The sequence below is a fragment of the Methylobacillus draconifructus genome (assembly GCF_045984385.1).
GTDB lineage: Bacteria > Pseudomonadota > Gammaproteobacteria > Burkholderiales > Methylophilaceae > Methylobacillus > Methylobacillus flagellatus_A.
This window is the reverse complement of the sequence record NZ_JBJQIJ010000003.1, coordinates 420,079-444,548: the sequence shown is the minus strand read 5'-3', so window position 1 is coordinate 444,548 and position 24,470 is coordinate 420,079. Positions and strand designations below refer to the sequence as shown.

The following is a 24,470-nucleotide window of genomic DNA, read 5'->3' as shown; positions in this document are numbered from 1 at the left end:
GCAATGAGCGAGCTGATAAATAGCGTAGACCAAATCTGGTTTACCCGTTGCCCGGTGCCGACGGCAACCGGGATTGCCTACAAGCTGGGCTGGCTGGATGAAGAGTTTTCAAAGGATGGCATTACCGTTTCCACCTTACAGGACGGCCCCCGCGAATACAACCGGCACCATTACGACCACCAATTGCCTACCCTCATCCGCGAAGGGGGCAACTTGCTGGCGATCGCGGCCCGCGCGCAATATGCGCCTACGCGCTTGATTGGGCTGACATGGATAGACGAATGGCAAGCGATCCTGGTGAGGCCGGATTCCGGGATTACCGAGCCGCACCAGCTCAAGGGAAGGCGCTTGGCCTTGCCTGCTTTTGTCGACCATCCGATCAAGGACCATGTGCGCGGCAGCAGCATCGCCCGCGGCATGAGCCTGCACGGATATAAAGGCGCGCTCGGTATCGCAGGCTTGACGCTGGATGACGTCGAGCTCGTCGAAGTGGCTGCAGCCGGGGCAGGCCGTGGAGATGGCAGGCGCAGCCGCGAAGTGGTCGGCAGCCTGTGGGCAGGACTGGACGAACTGGTGGCAGGGAATGTCGATGCGGTCTACGTCAAGGGCGCTTCCGCCGTCGAAGCAGCCAAGCGCTTAGGGCTCGTGGTCGGGATTGACCTCGACAGCTATCCCGACAAGAGCGTGCGGGTGAACAATGGCACCCCGCGGCCCATCACGGTGCATGAGGATTTGCTGGAGAACCATTTCGACCTGGTGGTCCGCTTCTTGTACCAGACGCTGCGTGCGGCCGATTGGGCCAAGCACAACCTGGAAGGCGTGCGCAGCATTCTGCAGGACGAGACCTTTGCTGGCGCTGAGAGCGTGGCGACGGCATACCGCAACGATTTCCACCTGCATCTTGAGCCGACATTGACACCCGATCGCCTCGAGCTATTCCGCAAACAGAAGAATTTCATGTGGATTCACGGGCTGCTGGACCGCGATTTCGATTTTGACGCATGGGTGGATCAACGCCCGTTGCAGGAAGCCAAGAAGCAGCTAGAGGCAAAGGTCGCCTAAGAGTGCTTCGCTGAGTTTTGTGAATCGTTCTAACTCAGGCAGGTAGTCATTTGTGTTGAGTAACAATGTTGTGAGTAACAGTGATGATTTTCCAGACTGTCACCTTATATCGGTGTGTTTTACCCGACCACGGGCGAGCGCACTGTTTTTTCATTGAATTATCATGAGCTTCGAATACCCCGCACTGGATTTTGAAGCAGGACTGACATGTTTTGGAGTGATTTAAATGTTGCATAGAAAAATTTATCATCTGGCGCTGGCCGCCATGATGGCATTGCCGGCTTCTGTTGGCTTTGCCGAGGAAGCACCTAAGGTCGTGCGAATTGCGGCAGTGGTATACAACATTGCGGGCAAGACTACTTACCTCAACGGCGCCGCAGTGCTGACCGAAGGCGGGCTGGAAGAGACGCTCGCGAAAAAAGGCGTGAAAATCGAATGGGTGCCTGCCTCCCATTCCGCCGTGGGCCCGATCATCAACGAAGGTTTTGCCAGCGGCAAAATCGATTTCGCCTCTTATGGCGACTTGCCTCCGGTGATCCTGAATGCCTCCAGGCCCACTGTGCAATTGGTGGCGCCCTGGGGACGCAGCGGCAATTCCTATCTTGTAGTGCCGGCAAAATCCAAGGCCAGTACTATTGAGGACCTGAAAGGCAAAAAGATTGCCTTGCACCGCGGCCGCCCCTGGGAAATCGCGTTTGCCAACCTGATCGAATCCAAGGGTCTCAGTTTCAAGGACTTCAAGATCGTCAACGTGAATCCCCAAGTCGGCGCAGCCGCGTTGGCGAGCGGCACGGTGGACGGCTTCTTCGGCCTCAATGATGCGCATATCCTGGAGCAGCGCAAAGTCGGGCGCATCATCTGGTCCACCAAGAACTCGCCGCCCGACTGGAAACTGATGGGCGGGCTATGGGCCAGCAACGATTTCATCAAGAAATATCCCGAGCTTACCCAGACCATCGTGACGGCCTACGTGAAGACCAATTACTGGACTTCGCAGGATGCGAACAAGGACAAGTACATCAAGGAATATGCCACCAATGCCTTGCCGGAAGAGGTGGTGCGCAAGGATTACGATAATGACATCGTCGCCTGGAAGGACCGTTGGTCCCCGCTTTATGATGACGCGCTGAAGACGCATTACCGCCGTGTAGCGAGTTACGCCAAGCAATCAGGCTTGGTGCGCAACGAGGTCAAGTTGGATCAATTGCTGAACCCGCAATTCGTCGAGCATGCGCTCAAGGAACTGAACCTTGAACATTACTGGCAAAGCCAGCAGATCAAGCAGGCTCAGCTCAGTCCAGCAGCGGGTAAGGGGAAATGATGAGGTTGACTGTATTGCCTGCCTTATTGCTGGCAGGGTTCCTGGGCTATTTCCCTACTGCCCATACCGAAGACCTCAAGGTGGTCCGTATCGCCTCGGTGGCAACCAACGTCGGCGGCAAGACGGTGTATACCGGTAGCGCTTCTCTTGTCGTCAATGGTGCTTTCCCGGAAGAGCTGCGCAAGCAGGGTATCAAGGTGGAATGGGTGCCCGCCGCGATGGCGTCCGTCGGTCCCGTGATCAACGAAGGCTTTGCCAGCGGCAAGATCGATTTCGGCATCTACGGCGATTTGCCGCCCATTATCCTCAATGCCAGCAAGCCCACCGTGCAGCTGGTGGCGCCTTGGGGTACGACTTCCAATTCCTATTTGGTTGTGCCGAAGAACTCGACAGCCAAGAGCATCAAGGACTTGAAGGGCAAAAAGATTGCCTTGCACCGTGGCCGCCCGTGGGAGCTGGCTTTTTCCAACCTGTTGCAGAGCGAAGGCCTGACGTTCAAGGACTTCAAGATCGTCAATGTCAACCCGCAAGTCGGCGCTGCCGCCTTGGCAAGCGGCACTGTCGATGGTTTTTTCAGCCTGTTCGATTCCTATATCCTGGAGGATAGGGGAGTAGGCAAAATCATCTGGTCCACCAAGACCGCGCCGGTCGATTGGAAGCTGATGGGCGGGGTATGGGCGCGCAATGATTTTGTGAAGCAGAACCCCGAGGTTACCCAGGCCATCGTCACTGCCTACCTGAAAAGCGTGCACTGGGTAGCGCAGGATGAAAACAAGGAAACCTACATCCGGGAATATTCCAACAAGATCTATCCAGAAAGCGTGAACCGCAGAGAATACGACCAGGACAACGTGAGCTGGCGCCAGCGCTGGTCGCCGCTCTACGATGCAGCCTTGCAGGAGCATTACCGCAAGGCGGTGGCCTATGCGCAGGCATCAGGGTTGACGCGAACGCAAGCTGACGTCCAGCAAATGCTGAACCCGCGATTTGTCACCACGGCATTGCGGGAGCTCAAGCTCGAAGATTTCTGGGTTCCACATTAAAGGCAGCGATCCAGGCTATATGGCTCTGTCGGAGGTAGTCGTAGGGCAAAGGCAGGGTACGACGCCTGGATAATTCGTTAATTGCTCTAGATTGCGATTTAAACAGCAGCGCTAATTTTGCGCTGCTGTTTCATTTCCACCAGCAGGCCCTGTTTTTGTAGCAACACTTTGACTGTGTTTTTTGATGCCATAGCAACAGTTTGCTCTCTGGTGACCGTTCGGGATTTTTCCAAGCCAATGAATTTTAATAACAAGTCGATTTTCCCAAGGATTTGGCACAGGGATTGCCTATATATAACCAAATTGTATTTTTAATTCTCTTTATATGTTTTTATTAAGAGATATTAGAAAAAGTTATTTGGAGTGATGTGCCGCAGGGCACCCAAAAGCCCAGGCGGCAGAAAGAAGCAAGAATGAGTGCATTGAATACAGTGCTGAGTTTTAAACGTGAACAGGCACTGCATGATGAAACGCAGAAAGAGCAAAACGCAAAGCAGCAATTAAAGCCGAGGCCGGTTGCCTTGACTATCGAAAGGGTCGAAAAGGCGTTCCAGCTTTCGGGTGAGCGCCTTCAGGTGCTTTCCGATATCAATCTGGAAATTCGCGCAGGCGAGTTTATTTCGATCGTGGGCGCCAGCGGTTGCGGCAAATCGACTTTGCTGAAGCTGATCGCCGGGCTGGATACCTACTATGGCGGAGACATCGTATACCAGGGCAAGCGCATCCAGGGTACCGACCTCGACCGTGGGATCGTGTTCCAGGAACACCGCTTGTTTCCGTGGCTGACGGTGGAGGCCAATATCGAGCTCGCTTTTGCCGCCACCGAGACCACCAAGGCCGAGCGCAAGCGCCGCGTGCAGGCGCAGATCGACCTGGTGGGATTGTCGGGTTTTGAAAAAGCCTATCCCCACCAGATTTCCGGCGGGATGTCGCAACGCGTGGCGATTGCCAGAGCGTTGGTATTGCGTCCGCAATTGCTGCTGTTGGACGAGCCATTTGCCGCATTGGACGCTTTGACCAGATTGAAACTACAACAGGAACTGCAACGCTTATGGGAGCAGGAGGGCTTGACCACCATCCTGGTGACCCATGATGTGGAGGAGGCTGTGTTTTTGGGGGACCGCGTAGTGGTGATGCAATCCCACCCAGGCCGCATCAAGCGCATCGTCCCCGTCGACCTGCCGCGTCCGCGCGTGCGTTCCACGCTGGAATTCCAGCGTATCAAGGATGACGTGCTGACGGATTTCGTCTAGCACGCCGCAACGGAACATACAAAGGAGGATATACGTGTCTACATCTGCCTTGAGGCCTGCTGGCAGGTTGCTTGAGAGTGGCGACATCCTGCCGAAAAGGGATGAGCTGGCGAAGCGCGTTGCCGAGGCAGGCAAGCGGCTGGATCAGGCATTTGCCTTGCGCCAGAAAGAATTTCAGGAAGAAGCGGCTGTCCCAGGCGGCGGCAGGAATTACCTGGCCCTGGGCCTGGTGGTGATTGCCGTGCATGTGGTCGGGGCTTATTTCTATATCAATGCGGATCATGCGCCGATCGTGCCCAAGCCCCGGCCGGTGGAAATCGAGATCATCAGGCCAGTGATCGAGCCGCCGCCCGAAGTGAAACCGCCACCGCCGCCGCCTCCACCGCCCAAGAAAGTGGTGAAGCAACCGCCGCCGCAGCCCAAGCCGCAACCGGCATTGAAAACGCCGGAGGCCGAGCCTGACATCAAGCCGGACGATATCGTGGTGCAGGAAAACACCACGGCGGAAAGGACCAGCGAGCCAGTAGAGGCCGCGCCGCCTGCGCCTCCACCGCCGCCAGAGCCAGTGAAGGAAGAACCAATAACCGAGGCAATGGGCTATGCGGGCTACTTGAACAACCCTGCGCCGAAGTATCCATCCTTCGCGCAACGGCAAGGTTGGCAAGGCACAGTAGTGCTGCGGGTGCGGGTGTTGGCCAGCGGCAAGGTCCAGGGCGTGGAGATCAAGAAGTCCAGCGGCCGCAAGACATTGGACGAGGCCGCGATAGAGGCGGTGAAAGGCTGGGAGTTTGCGCCGTCCAAGCGCGGCAATACCCCGATCGATGGCTGGGCCACCGTGCCGATTGAATTCAAACTGGCTTCTTAAAGCCATCATTTACGTCATTATTTGAAGGAACATTAAAGATGTTTGATATTTCAGAATCTAATTCATTGATTGTCGATGGCGTGCTCTATGCGCTGATTGCCTTTTCCGTGGTGACCTGGACCTTGCTGTTGGTCAAGGGCTACCAGCATTGGCGCGCAGCCAGCCAGACCAAGCGTTACAAGAAGGCGTTCTGGAGCGCTCCCAATATTATTGCCGCCTCCGAGATCCAGGATGTCGACGGTCCTGCGGCACGCGTGGCGCAGGCTGGTTTCAATACTCTGCGCGACGTAGACAGCCATGCCTCCCATGATCTTGAGCATACCGGCGACCGCCAGGACTTGCTCGAGCGCTCCCTGCGCCAGCAAATCCTCAAGGAGCGCCGCAGCCTGGACAGCGGTCTTGCCGTATTGGCCAGTATCGGCAGCACCTCGCCGTTTGTCGGCCTGTTCGGCACGGTATGGGGCATCATGAACGCGCTGACCAATATCGGCGCGCTGGGCTCCGCCAGCCTGGAAGTCGTCGCCGGCCCGATCGGCGAAGCCCTGGTGGCGACAGGCCTAGGGATTGCGGTTGCGGTGCCTGCCGTGCTGGCATTCAACTTCTTCACCCGCCGCCTCAAGCTGATCAACGGCGACCTCGATGATTTTGCCGCCGACCTGATTCGCCTTTCCCGCAAGGCCAACTTTGCCGGCAGCAAGCCTGTCGAGCTTGGTTCAACCAAGCAAGAGACTTCTTCTTCCGTGGTCAACCTGAAAAATGAGGCGGTTGCATAATGGCTTTCTCGACAACTAGCGAATCAGATGACGTATTGAGCGAAATCAACATTACGCCCTTGGTGGACGTGATGCTGGTGCTCCTGGTGGCGTTCATCGTCACCATCCCGGTACTCAACAACGCCATCACGGTGAACCTGCCTAAAACGGCTGCCACGCAGCCGCCCGAGCCGAAAAAGCCAGTGACAGTGAGCGTGGACGCGGAAGGCAAAGTGTTCGTGGACAAGCAGGAACTGCCAGTGGCGCAACTGGAGTCGGAATTGAAAGCGCGCCATGCGGCCAATCCCGATCTGGCATTGCACTTGAGTTCCGACGAAGCCGTGAATTACGGCGTGGTGGCCAAGGTCATGGCCTCGATCGAGCGCGCCGGCATTACCAAGCTGGCCGTGCTGACCCAGGCGGAATAAAGGCGGTTACAAAACTCTCCTGGCATTGCTGCTTTGCCGAGCGCTACTACTTTTACTCGGCAAAGTGCCTAGCCAGGAGAGGGTTGCGCTGAGTTCTGTTAGCCGCTGTAGCCGCTTCTATTATCAAGCAGGAAAGAATTATATCTATGAGCATAGGTATCAGGGTTGCACTTGGCATCAACCAGGCCGACCCGGTGTTTCGCCGTCGCAGCAGGTTACGCCTGGCGGCGTTTATCTCCCCGATCGCGTTTCTCCTACTGTGGGCATGGGTCACCAAGCTGGAGATTTTCTCTCCGCAATTGCTGGTTTCGCCGTGGGAAGTGCTCGCCAGCCTGCATGAGCTGCTGGATTCGGGCGAATTGTGGGCGCATTTGTCAGTCAGTTTGTCTCGTTTAGGGATGGGTTTCCTGATCGGCGCCAGTTCCGGATTGCTGTTCGGCATCCTGATGGCGTTGTCGCCCAAGGTGGAGGGTTTTTTCTCGCCGCTGTTCCAGGCATTGCGCCAGGTGCCGACCATCGCGTTGATCCCGATCTTCATCCTGTTGTTCGGCATCGAGGAGCTGTTCAAGATCGCCATCGTGACCAAGGCGGCCTTCTTTACCGTGGCATTGGCGTCGTACGAGGCTACCAAGGGCATACCCAAGCATTATTTCGAGGTGGCGCAGGCATATCAGCTGCCCAACCGTACCTTGTACACCAAAGTGGTCATTCCTGCGATCCTGCCGCCTATCCTGACGGGCTTCCGCATTGCGTTTGCGCGTTCATGGACCATCCTGGTGGCGGCAGAGTTGCTTGCCGCCGACAGCGGGCTCGGGCATATGATGCAGATGGGCCGCGAGATTTTCCGCATTGATATCGTGATGGTCGGCGTGGTGCTGACCGGACTCATCGGTTTCGGCATTGACCGCCTGTTCAAGTGGGGCGAGGCCAATCTGATTCCCTGGCGCAAGGTTGAAGCAAAATGACAACGCAAACTCTATCCAGATACCGTATTTTGCAAAGCGGCCGCGGCTGGCTGATCCCGCTGGCACTCCTGCTGTTGTGGGAAGCGATGTCGCGCCAGAGCGCGGAACATGCCTATGCATTCGCCTCTATCTCGCAGATTTATCATGGCTTGCTGGAAATCATCTCGACAGGAGAGCTGCAGCAAGGCGTCGCTGCCAGCCTCCAGCGCGCTTTCCTTGGGCTGCTGATCGGCGGCTCCATCGGCTTCGGGGTCGGTGCGGTGATGGCGTTATGGCGCGTGGCGGATGTATTGATCGGGCCGCTCTACCATATGCTGCGCCAGGTGCCGTTGATGGGGCTGGTGCCCTTGTTCAGCCTCTGGCTGGGCAATGGCGATCCGTCCAAGCTGCTGGTGGTGTGCCTGTCGGCGTTTTATCCCATGGTGCTGGCGACTTACGAAAGCCTGCACCAGGTTGAGGACAAGTACAAGGAAGTCGGGGATGTCTACAAGCTGGGGCGTAGCAAGACCTTCTTCAAGATACTCCTGCCCGCGGCATTGCCCAGCATCTTTACCGGCGTTTCGTTCGCCTTGGCGTTTGCCTGGCTTGCGACCATCGGCAGCGAGATCCTGTTCAGCGCCGGTGCTGGCCTCGGCAACATCATGATGAACGCGCAGGCCGCATCGCGCATGGATATCCTCATTATCCTCACCGCCTTGATCGGTTTGCTGGGCTACCTGATGAACCTGGTCATCCAGCGCGTGGGCCGCTACTTGTTCCGCTGGCGTAATCTGCGCTAGTCTATATCCCAAATAACGCAGTGCGTTCCTGCACTGCCGCCATGCCTGGTTCCCCAGGCATGGCGCATAACCCTGCTGTATGAAAGCCCGGTTTGTGAATCTCCGTTCCTATCCCTTGTTGCGATGTTTGTGGCTTTATCGGCGTACGCCCGTACGTTTCTGGATTTCCGCTGCCTTATTTGCCCTCGCCAATTTCATGCTGGCCTGGCAACAGGGCATGATCGCGCGTGCCGTGCACGATGTGGAGCAGGGCGTGGCCGTCGTCGCGGATGCGGCTGGCAACCTGGATGCCAGCGTGGCCTGGCATTGGCTGCTGATCATCGTGGGCATTGCCGCAGGCCGGGCATTGCTGATGTATTTTGTCGGCTGGCTATCGCTGGTGATCCAGCAAGACCTGCTGGGATATTTGCGCGAGATGATCCTGGTGCAGGTACAGCGCCTGGACCTGGCCTACCATTGGCTGCACGGCGCGGGCGAGATCGTGACGCGCACCACGCGCGACGCCGATAAGCTGCGCGATGCCTTGATCAGCTTCTGGCGGCAGGTGGTCGACACATCGTTCATTATCATCGCCGCGGTCGGCTTCCTGTTCTGGTATCACCCGTTGCTGGGCATCGGCCCCTTGTTATTGACGACCCTGGGCTTCTACATCCTGTTCCGCCAGACCGACCATTTGGTACAGCTCGACCGTGCCGTGGGGCAGGCGTTCGACAGCGTCAACCAGGACTTGACGGAAGGGGTAAGCGGCGTGCGCGTGATCAAGGCCTTCAGCCTGGAATCCACCCGCGTGGCGCAGTTCGAGCGCCATGTCCGTTTCTTCGTCGGCCAGGCCCTGGAAGCCTTGCGCTACTCGACAAGCAGGATACCCATTCCCCAGTTCGTCGTGGGGCTCGGGCAGGTATGGGTGCTGGGCGTGGGCGCATATCTGGTCTACACCCGGCATTTGAATTATGGGGAGCTGGTCGCTTCCCTGTTGATGGCTACCACGCTGGTATTCAGGGTAGAGGGGGTGGGAAGGGTGATGCAGGTGTTTGCCGATGCGCGTTCGTCGGCGGCGCGCATATGGGAGTTGCTGGACGCCTTGCCCGAGATTAAAGGTGGAACGCTGGATATTCCCCAAGGCAAGGCGCTTGGCGTCCGGCTTCAGCAGGTGGGCGTCGAGCCTCCAGGCGGAGGCAACCCGGTGCTCGACCAATGCAGTTTTGAACTCAAGCCCGGCGAGGTCGTGGCGCTGGTCGGGGCGACAGGCTCCGGCAAGAGCACGCTGGCAAGCTTGCTGCCCAGGCTTGCCGATGCCAAGGCCGGCAAGATCGAGTTGAGATGGGATGATGAATGGCACGATGTGCGGGATTTCACCCTGGACGCCTTGAGGCGCGCGATCCATGTCGTGCCGCAGGAGGGTTTCTTGTTTTCCGACAGCCTGGCCAGCAATTTGCGCCTCGCGGGCCAGAACGCGACGGACGAGGAGCTGCTGTGGGCATTACGCATGGCGTCGGCAGAAGAAGTGCTGGCACGGTTGGAGTCGGGGTTGGAGACCCGAATCGGCGATAGGGGTATTACGCTCTCGGGAGGACAGCGGCAGCGGATCTGCCTTGCGCGCGCCTTGATAGGGAAGCCTTCCATCCTGGTGCTGGACGATGCCACCAGCGCGCTGGATGCCGTGACCGAGCGCACGGTATTGAACAACATCCGCCGCCTGCCGGAAGACAAGGGGCAGGCGGTTTCAGTGCTCATGATTGCCAGCAAGCTATCCACTATCCTGCTGGCGGATCGCGTACTGGTGCTTTCGGGCGGCAGGATCATTGCGGAAGGGACGCATGCGAGTTTGGTGGCGAGCAGCGCGGAATACAGGGAGTTGATGGGCGTGCAGGAGTTGACGGAGGTGGAAGATGGCCAATGATAGAGCGCCCGCCCTGCGCGTGATGTCCGATATCGAGTTGGAGGAAATGCTGGCGCAGCAGAAACTGCAGCGCGGCATGTTCTGGCGCCTGCTGCCTTTGCTGCGCCCGGTGAAGCATTTCGTAGCCGGGGCCATCATTGCGGAGATCGTGCTGGTCGGGCTGGTGTTCCTGCGGCCTTACATGATCGAGCAGGTGATAGACCATGGCCTGGTGAAAGGCTTGGCGGGAAGCTACAGCCTCAATACGCATATCATCCTGTGGGCCTTGGTCGGCATGACCATTTCCTGGGCCGGGCGTTTCGGTCTGGCAGGCGTTTCCCAATATCTTTCCGGCTCGGCGGCGATCCGGGTGTTGAACAGCTTGCGCGTGAGTGTGTTCAATCACGTGCAGCATTTGAGTGTGGGGTATTTTGACCGCACCAAGTCTGGCCGCATCGTCTCGCGCATAGACCGCGACGTCGACAGCCTGGAGCCATTGATGATACAGGGGCCCCCCGAGCTGCTGTCGGCCTTGCTACGCAGCGTAGTAGCTGGGATATTGCTCTGGCTGACCTCGCCGATATTGTTCCTCAGCCTGGCATCCGTGATTCCCTTGTTATTCGGGGCGACATGGCTGTTCAAATATTTGGCGCAGAGCAATTACGCCCGGGTGGCGGAAAACCGCGCTCGCTTTACTGCGCACCTGGTCGAGACGGTGGCCGGCGTGCGCCTGATCAAGCAGGCAGTACAGGAGGAAAACAACCGTGCCAGCTACCGCGTGCTGATCCAGGACTTCATCAACGCCTTGATCCGCAATACCCTGATGTCGGGCTGGTTCTCGCATTTCACCGGCGTGCTGACGACCCTGGGCATGATGCTGCTCATCGTCTTCGGCAGCCGCGAAGTCGCCTTGGGACATATCAGTTTTGGGCAGATGGCTGCGAGCATGTTCTATGTCTTCATGTTCCTCGGGCCGTTGCAAGAACTGGGCGACCTGTTCGAGCGCTACATCAACGGCGTGGCCTCCGCCCAGCGTATTTTCCTGCTGCTCGACACTCAGCCGGAGATCCGTGATGCCGAGCACCCAGCGCCGTTGCAGCAGGTGCGGGGCGATGTCGAGTTCCGCAATGTCGTGTTCTCCTATCATCCGGACGGGGAAAACCCGGTTATACGCAACCTGAACCTCAAGGTGGAGGTAGGCGAGGTGCTGGCGATCGTCGGGCCAACCGGCCATGGCAAGAGCACGCTGGTGCAATTGCTGACGCGCTTCTACGAGGTGCAGGGCGGCGCGGTGCTGGTCGACGGCAATGATGTGAAATCCGTGGCGCAGCATGAATTGCGGCGCCATGTCGGCGTGGTGCTGCAGGATAACGTCTTGTTCAGCGGCACGATTATCGCCAACTTGCGGCTGGCGAAGCCGCACGCCAGCGAACAGGAGCTGATCGCCGCGGCGGAGGCGCTGGGCGTGCATGACATCATCAGTCGTTTGCCGCATGGCTATCAGACGGAGGTGGGAGCCCTCGGTAGCCACCTGAGCCATGGGCAGCGGCAACTGGTATGCCTGGTGCGGGCCTACCTCGCCGATCCGGCCATCCTGATCCTCGACGAGGCGACTTCCGCCGTGGATATCCAGACCGAGCGCAAGATACAGCACGCTTTGCGGCGCTTATGCGAGGGGCGGACCGCCATCATCATCGCGCACAGGCTTGCCACCATCCGCGATGCCGACCGCATTGCCGTGATCCGCGACGGCCAGGTGGTGGAGCAGGGCGCGCATGACGCATTGATGCGCCAGGGCGGGCATTATGCCGCGCTGTATCATGCCTATGAGGCCGGGCAGGAGTTTTAAATTTAAAGCTGCAGCAATTGCAGGCCGGGTTTGTTGAGTTGTTTCAGCAGCAGTTTGTAGGTATCGATATCGAAGATGAACGCCGTCTTGGTGTGGCGCATCATATCCAGGCTGTCGTGCTCGTCCGCCGTGCCAAGGTAGCACCAGTGCTCAAACACATGCACTGCGGACTTTCCATTCTTGGCATTGGTTTCGCGGATGCCGATCTTGCCGGGATAGGGCCATGATTTCAGTTGATGACTGATCAACGCCTGCTTCAGGCGCAGGTAGTGCAACTCCGGCGGCTCCTGGTTGCAGCACACCCCCTTGCAGCGTTTGAGCTGATATGAAAAGCAAGGGCCATTGCCGCTTTCCAGCCCCAGGTGTTGCGGGCAAAGCCCGTGCACCTGGGCAAGCTGGCGCAATGCGGCTACGGCCTGGCGCTTGGTGCGATAGGTCCCGTAGAGCTCGCCCAGCAAGTCTTCGGTCATGGCATCCTGTGCGACCAGGGTCAGCAAGGGGCGTTGCCCCGCAGACGGGGCCAGATGCCAGGAGCAAAGCTGCTGCTCGCGTCGCAACTGCCGGTTATGTATCGGTTGGCGCTCCTTGATCAACCTGGCTTCCAATAACAACGCGCCAAACTCCCCGGCGGTCTCTATCCATTCGATATGCTTGATTTCTTGGGCGATGCGCATGCCGCGCGCCCGCGCATGGTCGCTGTTGAAATGCGACAGCACGCGGTTGCGGAGGTTGACGCTCTTGCCTACATAGAGGGGAAGGGCATTTTCCCCATAAAAGAAATAAACGCCGGGTGTTTCCGGTATGCCATCTATCAATTGCGGATCAATGTCGGCAGGCAGCGACTGGCCTTTGAGCAACTCCTCGGCCGTGGCCTGCAATGTTTCCAATCCATGTTCGGCTTCTGCAATATGCAGGAATTCCGCCATGACATCCACATCGCCCATGGCGCGGTGTCGTGCCGCGCAGACGATGCCATGGCGCGCGATGATGGCATCCAGGCCGTGGCTTTTGTATTCAGGATAAAGCCGGCGCGACAGCTTGACGGTGCAGAGCACATTCTGTCGCAATGTCATGCCTAGGCGCTTGAACTCGTTCTTGAGGAAACCGTAATCGAACCGTACGTTATGCGCGCACAATACCGCCCCGTGCAGGTGGGAAAGTAGCTCGTTGGCGACATCGCGGAACAAAGGCGCATCCTTCACCATGGCATTGCTGATGCCGGTAATGGCATTGATGAAGGGCGAAATGTGCATTTCAGGATTGACCAAGGTCTGCCAGCGTTTGACCTCGACTCCGTTTTCGTAACGGATCAGGCCGATTTCAGTGATGCGGTCTGTAACCGGGGTCGCGCCTGTGGTTTCAAGGTCTAGCAGTACGTAAGCGGGCAACATGATGAAGGAAGAAACTCAAATATATGAACGATTGTACAGCAGGCTGGGCATGTTATCGAATGCCTGGCATGAGCAACTTATGCGGATTGAAGACGGGCGAATATTGTAAGCCAGCCGCTATGGCATGGGATATGCTTAATCTCATATGACATCGGATAAGTCTCAACGGTCTGTCAGGTTACTGAGGCTTGAAAGAATTCTTTGGAAGTGATTTGTAATACAACTTTCACATGGCCTGCTTATGATCGATTTACACATATGAAAAAAGAGCGCATCATGGATGAAATGGAATACAACCAGCTAGTTGCAACCGATGATTCCGGCAAGGTACATGAAGTCGACGACCTTGTGATTGCCCTGCGAGCCGCCGGTACGCCTTTTACTGATGACATTATCCAGTCCGCGATTGACGAGGGCGTACAGTGAGCGGCAATTTCGCGGACCTTATCTCCTTGTAGGCTTGTATTCGCACAAGCTTTTGTTTTTTTATGATTAAGGAAACTTAATTTTCTTGATTAATTGATTATCGCGATCATAGTAATAAGCCTCGTAGGAAATCTTTTTCAAGGCATAGACTTTCTCGATAACGATTTTGGCAGATCCTACATCTTGCGAGAGTACGTATGCCTGTCGTGCTTGATCGAGGTCTGAGAATGGAATGATTTTCTCGAATTCGAAGCCTTCACCATATTTAAATTCAATGGTGTAGATCAAGTCATTCCAGTTGAATGTAGCATCGTAACCTTTTGACACCCTGACGATATCAATATTGGGGTTGTGAGCTTCTTGAATCCTTACCACCGCACTATTCAATAGCAAGATGCCTGACAGTACCATGGCGCTATAACCAATCTTGCTGAATACCTTGATCGATATTTTAGGCAGGACATACTTCATCAGATAAGTAGAAGCGATTGCCGCCACCGCAACCAGCATGCCGATATAGAACGCCTTCAGCGTAAACAAGCCGAATGAGGCATATAAGCATAATTTGACAATATGCAGGATGATCTCATTGGCCGCCCGGGTGGCGATGATCTCTTCCTTTGTTAGCCCGTAGCGTAGATATACCCCGTTGAACAGGACACCTACTGCGCCAGTCAAGGCTGAGATAAATCCGGCCAAGAAGCCAATAAATCTGAGAAGGCGGCTTGAAAATGGTGGCTTATCCTGAGGAGGTGCCGAATCCTTCTTGAATATATAAGGCAAGTTGGATACCAGGAAGACCGCCATGCACAACTCTATATACATCGGGGCCAGATAGCTCAGTAGCCAAGCTCCAACCAACACTCCAGGCAGCGCGAACGGCAAGAAGTGTTTTACTATGTTCCAGTCAATTTGCCGGAAAAATAGATAGAGCTTGGTAATTGAGCTGATGGACGTCCCGATGGAAAGGGCTGCAGGCACCTGGGCAGCTGGCAGGGCATAACCCAGAATCGGAATCAGCAACAGCCCGGCACCACCTCCGCAAACCATGCTCAGGGCAAAGGCCAGGAAAGCGACGAGGAAAATATTCAAATACATCATGGTATAAGTTATTAATATCTAATCTTAAAGATGAAAAGCGTGGTCCGAGTCTGGCAATCAAGTTTCCCCCATCCAATACAACAGGCGATAAAGCAGGGCCGCTCAGATAGATTACCGACTAAAGAAAACTTGAGGATTACACATGATGTGTTGCTAACAAGCAACATGGCGCTGATATAAATCTAAAGACGGAACAGACTAAAGAAAAAAGGCCCACATTGCTGTGGGCCTTTCTCTGTTTGGCTCCCCGACCTGGGCTCGAACCAGGGACACACGGATTAACAGTCCGTTGCTCTACCGACTGAGCTATCGGGGAATCGAGAAGCCGCTACTATACTGGGCTGGCGGGGAGTGGTCAACTATTTTCTATAAAAAAATGACAGATTTCCGATGCTAGTTTTGACGCCATTTTTGCTGACCTGGAATTTTCTTTTTGAATCAATTGTCAGTGCAGGTTGTTAGATTGTGCCGTTAGGGATGATTTCCTGAAGCAAGTAAAAAAATGCCCGGGCAGGCCGGGCATTTGCTAGATTAATCCATCTTCATTTATTGGGCTGAGGGGTGAGCCTCAGGTAGGGCTTGACGGCTTTGTAGCCCTTGGGGAATTTCTCCTTGAGCACTTCCGGGTCGGTGATCGAGGGCACGATGACGACGTCGTCGCCGTCTTCCCAGTTGGCCGGGGTAGCAACGCTGTGGTATTCGGTCAGTTGCAAGGAGTCGATCACGCGCAGGATTTCGTTGAAGTTGCGGCCGGTGCTGGCGGGGTAGGTCAGCGTCAGGCGGATTTTCTTGTTCGGGTCGATGATGAATACGGAGCGCACGGTGGCGGTGGTGCTGGCGTTGGGGTGGATCAGGTCGTAGAGCTCCGACACCTTGCGGTCGGCATCGGCAATGATGGGGAAGTTGACTTCCGTGCCCTGGGTTTCGTTGATGTCGGTGATCCAGCCCTTGTGGGAGTCTACCGGGTCGACGGAGAGTGCAATGGGCTTGACCTTGCGCTTCTTGAATTCTTCCGCAAGCTTGGCGGTGGCGCCGAGTTCTGTTGTGCAAACGGGCGTGTAATCGGCAGGATGGGAGAACAGGATGGCCCAGCTATCGCCCAGCCATTCATGGAAGGAGATAGTGCCGATGCTGGAATCCTGGGTAAAGTCGGGTGCGGTGTCACCCAAGCGTAGTGTTGCCATGTTGAGGCCTCCTGATTGATTCTCTGAGCTAGTATTGATGGCCTGGTTCTACGACGGCCGTCAAATGAATAAGGCAGCCCTCATTGTTATGAAGGCTGCCTCGATTTTAACCATACTGCGCCAGCAGTTGTTATGGTTAATTGTTATATGCTTATTATGCCGCCTTTTGCGAGAGCGAGCGCAGCACTTCGGCCAGCGGGGCAGGGTCTATCCAGGCCTTGACGTCGAAGTCAGCCTTGATGAAGCCCCATTCCAGCAGGAAGTTCTTGTAGCCTTCCAGCGCGGCGATGAATTCCGGGTTCAGATCGGTACCTTGGTGCAGGTGGATGTCGCTGCCATAGGCCTTGCGCACGTATTCGTCGGTAGAGCCGGACTCCTTGGCAATGTAGGCCACGGTTTCAGCCTCGTGGGCTGCTGCCCAGTCGCCGGCATCGACGATGCGGCGCAGGAAACGGGCTACCAGGTCAGGACGCTGGCGCAGGAGTTCGCCATCGACCGTGATAGGGCGTGGAGCGCCGTTATTGGCGCGGACTTTCGGGTCGGGGTGGTTGCGTACGTCGTAGACAATGGTCAGGCCGTTGGCTTCGGCGGCTTCGTAACCGCGTGCGCCCTTGGTGAAGATGACATCGACCTTGCCGCTCTTGAGCGCTTCCAGCTCGGTCGCATAGGCAATGCGGGTGCCATTGCCCCAGCCAAAGCCAGGCGCGGACTGCGGCACTTCAAAATCGATCAATTCCACATCATTGGTGGAAAGGCCTGCTGTTTCCAGCGTGACGACGATGCCGCGCAGTGCGCTGGCGCGTTGATGGTCGATGCTGATGCGGTTCAATGGCAATGCGATTTTCTTGCCTTTGAGGTCTTTGGGCTCCTTGATGCCGGAAGCAGGCAGGGCAAGGAGCAATTGGGCTTCGTCGACCCAGTTGAGGCCGATGACCTTGGTGTCTGCGCCATTGGCGTGAGCCCAGATGGCCGGGACGTTGCCGCCCTGGCGGAAGGAGTGCGGCAGCTTGTGGTCATAGTGCGATTCGAGCAGTTCCGGGTCGCGGGTTTCCTGCAGGGTGTTGATCGTAATGTTGTCGGGCTGGAATTCCTGCTTGAACCAGTCCTGGCGGGCTGCAAGGCCGAGCGGGGTGGGGACCGGGCAGCGTGTGTACCAAAGGGTATCAACGGATGTGTTTTGAGAGCTTGCTGACGACATGAAGAGTCTCCTTGTAATTGAGCCTGCGCAGATGAACAGGTTGGAGCCTTATTAGTGGCATGTTCCATGCCAGGGTAAGCATGTAAGTGATAATTGTTAAAATTATTTATATATCAATAAATTAATATAATTTATTAATGTTGTTTATTATTATGTGGTGATTGTAAATCAACAGCATCCAGGGCTGCTGTTGATTATGAAACAGTAGCCCTGGCTGTGGTTGAGGCTAGGCAGGCTGATTGTTGGCGTTGGAGGCTTCTTCGTATGCCTGGTAAAGCCGGGAATAAGCGCCGCCCTGGCGGATAAGCTGTTGATGATTGCCTAGCTCCTGGATATTGCCGTCCCAGATGACGGCGATACGGTCTGCATCCCGGATAGTGGCAAGGCGGTGCGCGATGATGATGGCGGTGCGGCCTTCGCACAAACGGCGCAAGGCGGTCTGGATGCGGCGTTCGGTATGGATATCCACGGCAGAAGTGGCTTCATCTAGCACCAACACGGCCGGGTTGGCGAGATAGGCGCGCACCAGGCAGACCAGTTGCCGCTGCCCGTGGCTGAGGAATGCGCCGAGCGGGCCGACTGCGGTACGGTAGCCCGCAGGCAGCCGCTCCAGCACTTCATCGGCACCCAGTTCGCGCGCGGCGGCAATCAGGGCTTCATCGCTGGCTTCAGGAGCTGCCAGGCGCAGGTTGTCCAGCACCGTGCCGGAGAATAGGACGTTGTCCTGCAGCACGATGCCTACCTTGCGTCGCAAATCCTGCTGCGCATACTCGCGCACATCCTGGCCGTCGATCCTGACTGCGCCTGCATTGACCTCATAGAAGCGCGTCAGCAACTGCACCAATGTGCTTTTGCCGTGGCCGGTTGGCCCGACGATTGCCAATACTTCGCCAGGGTGGATATCGAGGTTAAAGCCACGTATTACGGGCTTTTCCGGCAAGTATCCGAAGATGACGTTATCGAATTCGACTTTGCCGGATTGCTGCTTGGGGATTACAGGGGTTTGCGGGTCCTGAATTTCAGGCTCCGTATCCAGCATCAGGAAAATGCGCTGCGCCGACGAAGCGCCGGAAGTGTAGCGCTCGAACAAATCGTTCAGCTCCTGCAGCGGCCCGAGGAAAAGCTGGACATAGAACAGACTCTGCGCGAGCTGGCCGACCGTCATTTCCTGGTCCGCGATGCCGATACCGCCCACCATGAGCAGGAAGGCCATGCCGACGGTGCTGAGCACCTGCGTCAATGGCAGGAACCAGCTTGACTTCATGGAGCCCCTGATGAGGATATTGTTGAAGTCTTCCAGCAATCCGCGATAACGGCGCGCGTTGCTGGATTCGTTGACCATCTGCTTGAGGATGCGCACGCCGGAGACGGTTTCCACCAGGTGCGCGGTAAAGCGCGCACGCGCCTCGGCGACACGGCCCCAGATTTTCTCCGAGATGCGCTTGAACAGCCAAGTGCCCAGAACCAGGAAAGGTACGATGCTGGCCAGGGCTAGAAACAGTTTGGGCGAAATCCACCATAAGGCGATCGAGGCCACGACCAGGCGCAGCAGCGCTGAGAACAGCTCGGGCGGGCCCTGCACCAGCAAGGGCTCCAGCGTATCGATATCGCGGTCGGCGCGGGAGATGATGCGGCCGGCCTTGGTCTGGTCGAAATAGCGCACGCTCAATGCCTGCACATGGCTGAAGACGCGGATGCGCAGCTTGTTGAGGATGTCGATGGCCGCCGTGCCGGCGAGGTATTGCGAGAAGCTGCCCAGACCGAAGCGCAATGTCCAGCTCACGCCGGTGGCGACTGACATCCAGGCTAGCAGCGGGGTATTGAGGACGATGCCTTGTGCGGTCTGGATGAAGCCGTTGTCGATCACCTCGCGCAGGAACCACGGACGGATGAAGATCACGCCCACGAGCACGATTTCGAGCAGGATGACTGCGAGAATCCGGCCCTTCACATCCTGCAGCAGTGGCAGCAGGCGCCAGAACATGCTGCGGTCCAGCTTCTTGCGGGCGAAGGCCTGTTCCAGCTCGATATCATTGAGCGGCTTGTCGCCGCGGAAATCATTTGCCATGGCTGACTCCCAGCAGGTCGCGGTATTGCGCATTGGTGGTGGATAAATGCTCATGCGTGCCTTGGTCGCTGATTCGGCCCTGGTCGAGCATGGCGACTCGGTCGGCGAGCAGGATGGTGGAGAGCTTGCTGGCAATCAGGATGACGGTGATGGGCTGGCCGTTGCTGTTGCGCAGTTTGCGGATGTTGTCCAGCACCTGGCGCTCGGTAATGGCGTCCAGCGCGCTGGTGGCGTCGTCCAGCACCAGGATCGAAGGCTCGGCGAGAAACGCGCGCGCCAGGCTGATGCGCTGCCGCTGCCCGCCGGACAAGGTGATGCCGCGATCGCCGATTCTGGTTTGCAGGCCGTCGCTCAAGCGGTCGAGCACTTCCGTTGCACCCGCTTGCTCCAAGGCTTGCAGAATTTGTTGCTCGCTTGCCTCCGGCTTGGCTAGCCGCAGGTTGGCCTCCAAAGTGTCGGAGAACAAGAAACTTTCTTGAGGAACCACATTAATTTTTTTTCTTAATTCATTTAATTTGAATGATTTTATATTGTTCCACCCTGCCCAGGGCGAGCCGATTTCCACGCTGCCGGCATCCGCATCCAGCAAGCGCGGCAGCAATCCCGCCAGGCTGCTTTTGCCGGAGCCTGTCATGCCCACGATCGCCACCACCTCGCCTGGGGCGACTTCCAGATTGCAATCCTGCAATATCGCATTGCCCTGGCCAGGGGATTGGATGCCGACATGATTCAGGCGGATGCCCAATGCCCCCTCTGGAACGGAGTCGGCACCAGACTTGATCGTCGGCTGCTCGTCGAGTAGCTCCCAGATGCGGGCGGCCGATGCGCGCGCATCTGCGAAAATCTGGATCACCCGGCCAATGCCCTCGATGCGGAACACCAGCGCATTGGCGACCAGCACCGAGGCAACCAGTTCGCCGATATTGAGCGTGCCTTGCTGCACCAGGTATGCCCCCGCAGCCAGGATCCAGACATGGCTCAAGGCGACCACGGTCTGTGGCAGGGGAATGCGCGAGGCGGCATAGGCCAATGCGCTGCGCGCGTTCTGCATGAAGCTCTGCACCAGTGTCGTGAAAACCGCGACGCGCTGCTGTTCCAGGCCGAAGGACTTGATGACGCGCACGCCGTTCACTCCTTCGCTCAGTTCCTGGTTGACCGCATCGTAGGCCGCACCTACAGCCCTATCCAGCGTCACCAGCTTTTCTGTCTGGGTGACGAATAATGCAATGCCGCTCAGCGGGAATGCCAGCGTACCCAGGCCCAGCCATGGGTGATACCAGGAGAGCAGGGCTACGGAAACCAGCACCCAGAGGCTGGCCTCGAACACCTGGCGCCAGAAGTTGATCAAGGCGTCGCGCACCTTGTCGGCATCCCGCGTGGTGCGCGTGACCATTTCGCCCATGCCGTGCCGCCAGTGGTAGGCGAGGTCCAGCCGCTGCACCTGGTGCAGGATGCGCTCGCGCAGTATGGTGAGCAGGTCTTGGCCGATCACCAGCGACATCAGGCCGCCGACATATTGCAATATGCCCCTGCCAAAAGCCACCAGCAGCAATAGAACGATCCAGTGCAGCGCTTGTGAATATTCCAGGCTGCCATCCGCGAGCCTGGTAATGGCATTGCCGCTCTGGACATCGTTGACCGCTTGGCCGACCAGCCATAGCTGCCACGCCATGCCGATATTGACGAGGGTGAACAAGGCAGCGGTCAAGGCAAATTTGTATGGCATGTAGCGATACAAAAGCAGGCAGCGGATGAGGGAGTATTGCTTCATACTGATTGGGTGCTCGTGGTTTAAAGATACGAATAATTTGGGAAGACGCTCGATTGCATTGATGCCGCTAGAACTCAATAAAAGAAACAGCCTGTTTCCAGGCTGTTTCTTGAACAAAGTCGTACAGTGTTTAGGTTGGTTGACTGAAATTATTAGAAGCGGTAGGTCAAGGATGCGCCTATCGTTCTTGGGTTGCCCCAATACACAGTGTTACCAGAGATGGCGGTGCCTGCAGGAGCACTTGCTGGTAGGGCGTGGTAGCGGTATTCCTTGTCGAACAGGTTGTTGACGTAGCCGGTGATCTCGATCTTGTCGTTCTTGGTCAAGTAGCTTACGCGTGCATTCACCAAGGTGTAGGCTCCCTGGTTCAGCAAGTCGTTGTTTTGCGGTACGACAAAGAAATACTGCTTGCCTAGATAGCGCGCATCGGCTCCCAGCAATATCCTGCTGCCGTTTTCCAGCGGGATATTGTAGGTGCCGCGTAATTGGGCGCTCCAGCGGGGAGCACGCACGAACTCGTTGCCATCGTGGTTGCCGCCGCCATTCTGGATGTCGAATTTTTCGAACTCGGTCTTGAGTATGCCGATATTGGCATTCAAGTGCAGGTTATTGGTCGGCAATGCCTCGACTTCAAATTCTGCGCCCTTGACGCTGGCTTTTTCCACGTTTTGCAAGTAGGAAATTGGCACAGCAAGATTGGTGCCGACGACATTGACTTGCACATTGCTGTAGTCGTAGTAGAAGGCATTGGCATTGAAATTCAAGCGGCCGTTCAACCATTCGGACTTATAGCCGATTTCATAGGCGTTCAATTCTTCCGGCTTCAAGGTATTCAATGCCAATGGGTTTGCGGCAGCGGTATTGTAGCCGCCGGACTTGATGCCACGGGAGAACTTGAAGTAAACGCGATCCGTGTCCGTGATCTTGTATTGCGGGGTGATGTCGTAAGTGAAAGCGTTCCATCGTTTGCTACGCTCATCAGTAAACGTGCCTGTTCCTCCAATGCCGCCAGTGTAACTGCTCCACCAAGAACCCAGATCGGACCAAGACGCTGTTCCTGCAGTGTTATTCAAGCGATTAAGGTCGTATTTCTTTTCTTCAGTAGTCCAGCGAGCGCCTAAAGTAGTATCAAACTTTTCACTGAAGTTATACGTAGTGCTCCCGAAGATAGCGTAACTTTCGCTCTTATGGGATAAGTCAGTAGAATTAAAGCTCACTGGTTGGGAAGAGCCTGCAAACTGAGGAACCGATCCATTAGGTAGTCTCGCGTTGGCAGAGAATGAATCAATATCCTCTTTGAAATAGAAGAAACCGGTCAGCCAGTTCCAGCGATCCTCACGAGGAGACGCTAGGCGGAATTCCTGTGTCCACTGCTTACTTTTTGCATCTGTGTAACCACGGCCAATTTCTAACGGAGAGTTATCTGTATCGGCGAAATTCTCAGTTTTGTAATCGGCATACGCAGTAATGGAGGTGAGTGTAAGTTTGCCGATCTGCCAATTAACATTCAAGGAAATACCGTTTTGCGTAACATCGTTGCTTTCTTCGGCATTGCTGCTGACATGGTTGATATTCCGGCTAGGTCGGTAGCCATTGCGGAATTCGCCTGTCCGGCTGTAGACCGTACCGACGTTGCCGTCGGTTTTGTACTTGCGGTGGTAAACGTTTAATAAGGCATCGATGTCAGGAGTCAGCGCAAATAACAATTGGCCGCGAATGACCGAGTCTTCAACGCCGCCGCTGGTTTTACCATTGAATTGGTTGGTGAAGCGGCCATCGAGGTCCTGGTTATAGAAGGAAATACGGCCTGCGATGCGCTCGTCGACGATGGTGCCCCCCACGGCGCCCTGGATTACCTTGTCGCCGAAGCTGCCGTAATCCACCTTGGCATAGCCTTCAGGGTTTTCCGAGAAGGTAGGCTTCTTGGATACGATATTGACGGCGCCGCCAGTCGTGTTCTTGCCCCAGAGCGTGCCTTGCGGCCCGCGCAAGACTTCCACGCGTTCCAGGTCGAAAATGGGGATGCCGGTGGCGCTGGCATTGCTGATGAATACGTCATCGATATAGAAGCCGATGGGGTTGGGGAAATCCAGCTGTTGCTGGCCTGCGCCCACGCCGCGGATCCACCAGCGTGGCCGGCCATTCTGGATGGTGCCGGCTGATGAATTGGGGACGTTGTTCAGAATTTCGCCTGCAGAACGGCCTATGCCTCTTTGCTGCAGTTCTTCCCCTCCCAATACCGAAATGGCGGTCGGTACTTCCTGTGCATTTTCTTCACGGCGTTGGGCGGTCACCACAATGCTGCCAAGGGATGATTCGACATCCTTTGCTTGGGCAGGAGTGGTTTCTTCGTTGTTTGATGTTGCTTGTGTCGTGGCGGTGCCCGTGGCTTGAGGAGTTTGCTCATCGGCCGCAAATGCGGGAGCGATAAAAAAACTGCCTGCAAATGCGGCGGCTACGGCGATTGTGAGTTGTCGTTTGACAAATGGGCTTGGGACCGACTCTGTTGGCAAGGGCGTGCTTTTCCTGGACATTGAATTTTCCTGCTAATAATGAAATGAATGGCCCAGCGCATTGCTGTGCACAGGCAAAACTATCGGCAGGATTCGTGCCAGTACTTTGTTTCCTTCATGTAAATATCTTAACTATATGAATTATATTGGATATTTATTTTCCTCTAATTTTTGTCGTAGTAACGCTGTTGTTTTGCGGGCAATCCCAGATGTTTATTTTTAAACAAATGTTGTTTTTAAAGCAGCAATTGCGAGTTGCAAGCCGGGATATGTTTGTTTTTCAGCAGAGGCAGCATGGCTTATTGAGGAGATTGTTGATTTCCGGTCACTGATATTGAGATTGTTTATCGTGATCTTTTAGCAGTTTTTGATAGTGAATTTTATATAAAACATAATAAGTTGGTGAATTTATTTAATAAATTAGATTAATTTTTAATTGTCGTGGGCTGGTCCTGCTTAAGTCGATCCTGGCATAGTGCTTGCGAATGAATGGGTTCAGATGACTTGTGGTTAAGGATGTATATGGCGCAGAACCCAGCAGAACCAATCCGCCTCTGGTATACCCGTTGCGGTGCCGCCACGGCTTCCGCGTTGGCGATCCGCCAAGGCTGGCTGCAGGCCG

Annotated in this window: 20 protein-coding genes and 1 tRNA gene; 12 read left to right on the top strand and 9 right to left on the bottom strand. The window is 56.0% G+C overall.

Translation table 11 applies throughout. The annotated features are described in order from the left end of the window. Window positions 1–3: 3 nt before the first annotated feature. From ACKF11_RS08410 to ACKF11_RS08400, 3 genes are all read left to right on the top strand, one after another. Window positions 4–1,062: an ABC transporter substrate-binding protein gene (locus tag ACKF11_RS08410; RefSeq protein ID WP_309565377.1), complete on the top strand. Its 1,059-nt coding sequence runs from the start codon at window positions 4–6 to the stop codon at window positions 1,060–1,062. A 226-nt stretch (window positions 1,063–1,288) separates the two neighbouring features. Beyond that, entirely contained in the window at window positions 1,289–2,383 is a 1,095-nt protein-coding gene (locus ACKF11_RS08405) for an ABC transporter substrate-binding protein (protein ID WP_407996691.1), read from the top strand. Then, window positions 2,380–3,426, top strand: a complete 1,047-nt coding sequence (locus ACKF11_RS08400) for an ABC transporter substrate-binding protein (protein ID WP_407996690.1) — start codon at window positions 2,380–2,382, stop codon at window positions 3,424–3,426. Before ACKF11_RS08405 ends, ACKF11_RS08400 begins: the two co-directional genes overlap by 4 nt. Window positions 3,427–3,524: 98 nt before the next feature. Here ACKF11_RS08400 and ACKF11_RS08395 read toward each other — a convergent pair whose 3' ends face one another. Next, window positions 3,525–3,680 (bottom strand): hypothetical protein, encoded by a 156-nt coding sequence (locus ACKF11_RS08395; protein WP_407996689.1) that lies wholly within the window; start codon window positions 3,678–3,680, stop codon window positions 3,525–3,527. A 159-nt stretch (window positions 3,681–3,839) separates the two neighbouring features. On the opposite strand from ACKF11_RS08395, the gene ACKF11_RS08390 reads away from it, so the two are divergent. From ACKF11_RS08390 to ACKF11_RS08355, 8 genes are all read left to right on the top strand, one after another. Continuing rightward, a complete protein-coding gene (locus ACKF11_RS08390; RefSeq protein WP_407996688.1) occupies window positions 3,840–4,679 on the top strand; it encodes an ABC transporter ATP-binding protein in 840 nt (279 codons plus the stop codon). A 34-nt stretch (window positions 4,680–4,713) separates the two neighbouring features. Beyond that, a complete protein-coding gene (locus tag ACKF11_RS08385) occupies window positions 4,714–5,544 on the top strand; it encodes an energy transducer TonB (protein WP_407996687.1) in 831 nt (276 codons plus the stop codon). 38 nt (window positions 5,545–5,582) lie between these two features. Then, entirely contained in the window at window positions 5,583–6,317 is a 735-nt protein-coding gene (locus ACKF11_RS08380; protein ID WP_407996686.1) for a MotA/TolQ/ExbB proton channel family protein, read from the top strand. After that, window positions 6,317–6,724, top strand: coding sequence for an ExbD/TolR family protein (locus tag ACKF11_RS08375; protein ID WP_309565370.1), 408 nt, complete (start codon window positions 6,317–6,319; stop codon window positions 6,722–6,724). Before ACKF11_RS08380 ends, ACKF11_RS08375 begins: the two co-directional genes overlap by 1 nt. A 146-nt stretch (window positions 6,725–6,870) precedes the next feature. Beyond that, window positions 6,871–7,689, top strand: a complete 819-nt coding sequence (locus tag ACKF11_RS08370; RefSeq protein ID WP_407996685.1) for an ABC transporter permease — start codon at window positions 6,871–6,873, stop codon at window positions 7,687–7,689. Further along, window positions 7,686–8,468 carry an ABC transporter permease gene (locus ACKF11_RS08365; RefSeq protein WP_407996684.1) on the top strand — a complete coding sequence of 261 codons (783 nt, stop codon included), beginning with the start codon at window positions 7,686–7,688 and terminating at the stop codon, window positions 8,466–8,468. Before ACKF11_RS08370 ends, ACKF11_RS08365 begins: the two co-directional genes overlap by 4 nt. A 79-nt stretch (window positions 8,469–8,547) precedes the next feature. Next, window positions 8,548–10,368: an ABC transporter ATP-binding protein gene (locus ACKF11_RS08360; protein ID WP_407996683.1), complete on the top strand. Its 1,821-nt coding sequence runs from the start codon at window positions 8,548–8,550 to the stop codon at window positions 10,366–10,368. Then, window positions 10,358–12,196, top strand: a complete 1,839-nt coding sequence (locus ACKF11_RS08355; protein ID WP_407996682.1) for an ABC transporter ATP-binding protein — start codon at window positions 10,358–10,360, stop codon at window positions 12,194–12,196. Before ACKF11_RS08360 ends, ACKF11_RS08355 begins: the two co-directional genes overlap by 11 nt. A 2-nt stretch (window positions 12,197–12,198) precedes the next feature. On the opposite strand, the gene ACKF11_RS08350 is transcribed toward ACKF11_RS08355, so the two are convergent. Further along, window positions 12,199–13,587, bottom strand: a complete 1,389-nt coding sequence (locus tag ACKF11_RS08350; RefSeq protein WP_407996681.1) for an exonuclease domain-containing protein — start codon at window positions 13,585–13,587, stop codon at window positions 12,199–12,201. Between the two features lie 258 nt (window positions 13,588–13,845). Between ACKF11_RS08350 and ACKF11_RS08345 the strand changes: the two genes are divergently transcribed. Next, window positions 13,846–14,013 (top strand): hypothetical protein, encoded by a 168-nt coding sequence (locus tag ACKF11_RS08345; RefSeq protein ID WP_407996680.1) that lies wholly within the window; start codon window positions 13,846–13,848, stop codon window positions 14,011–14,013. Between the two features lie 66 nt (window positions 14,014–14,079). On the opposite strand, the gene ACKF11_RS08340 is transcribed toward ACKF11_RS08345, so the two are convergent. The 7 genes from ACKF11_RS08340 to ACKF11_RS08310 form a co-directional block, all read right to left on the bottom strand. Beyond that, the gene (locus ACKF11_RS08340) at window positions 14,080–15,114 is read right to left on the bottom strand and encodes a sulfite exporter TauE/SafE family protein (RefSeq protein WP_407996679.1); all 1,035 of its coding nucleotides are present in this window, start codon (window positions 15,112–15,114) and stop codon (window positions 14,080–14,082) included. 240 nt (window positions 15,115–15,354) lie between these two features. Further along, window positions 15,355–15,430 (bottom strand) — tRNA-Asn (locus ACKF11_RS08335). Window positions 15,431–15,656: 226 nt separating this feature from the next. Then, window positions 15,657–16,298 (bottom strand): peroxiredoxin, encoded by a 642-nt coding sequence (locus ACKF11_RS08330; RefSeq protein ID WP_309565363.1) that lies wholly within the window; start codon window positions 16,296–16,298, stop codon window positions 15,657–15,659. A 154-nt stretch (window positions 16,299–16,452) separates the two neighbouring features. Further along, window positions 16,453–17,496 (bottom strand): ABC transporter substrate-binding protein, encoded by a 1,044-nt coding sequence (locus tag ACKF11_RS08325; protein ID WP_407996678.1) that lies wholly within the window; start codon window positions 17,494–17,496, stop codon window positions 16,453–16,455. A gap of 226 nt (window positions 17,497–17,722) precedes the next feature. Next, window positions 17,723–19,564, bottom strand: coding sequence for an ABC transporter ATP-binding protein (locus ACKF11_RS08320; protein ID WP_407996677.1), 1,842 nt, complete (start codon window positions 19,562–19,564; stop codon window positions 17,723–17,725). Next, window positions 19,554–21,335, bottom strand: a complete 1,782-nt coding sequence (locus ACKF11_RS08315; protein WP_407996676.1) for an ABC transporter ATP-binding protein — start codon at window positions 21,333–21,335, stop codon at window positions 19,554–19,556. The genes ACKF11_RS08320 and ACKF11_RS08315 overlap by 11 nt, the downstream gene beginning before the upstream one ends. A gap of 152 nt (window positions 21,336–21,487) precedes the next feature. Next, on the bottom strand, window positions 21,488–23,869 hold the full coding sequence (locus ACKF11_RS08310; protein ID WP_407996675.1) for a TonB-dependent receptor: 2,382 nt from the start codon (window positions 23,867–23,869) through the stop codon (window positions 21,488–21,490). Window positions 23,870–24,470: the final 601 nt, after the last annotated feature.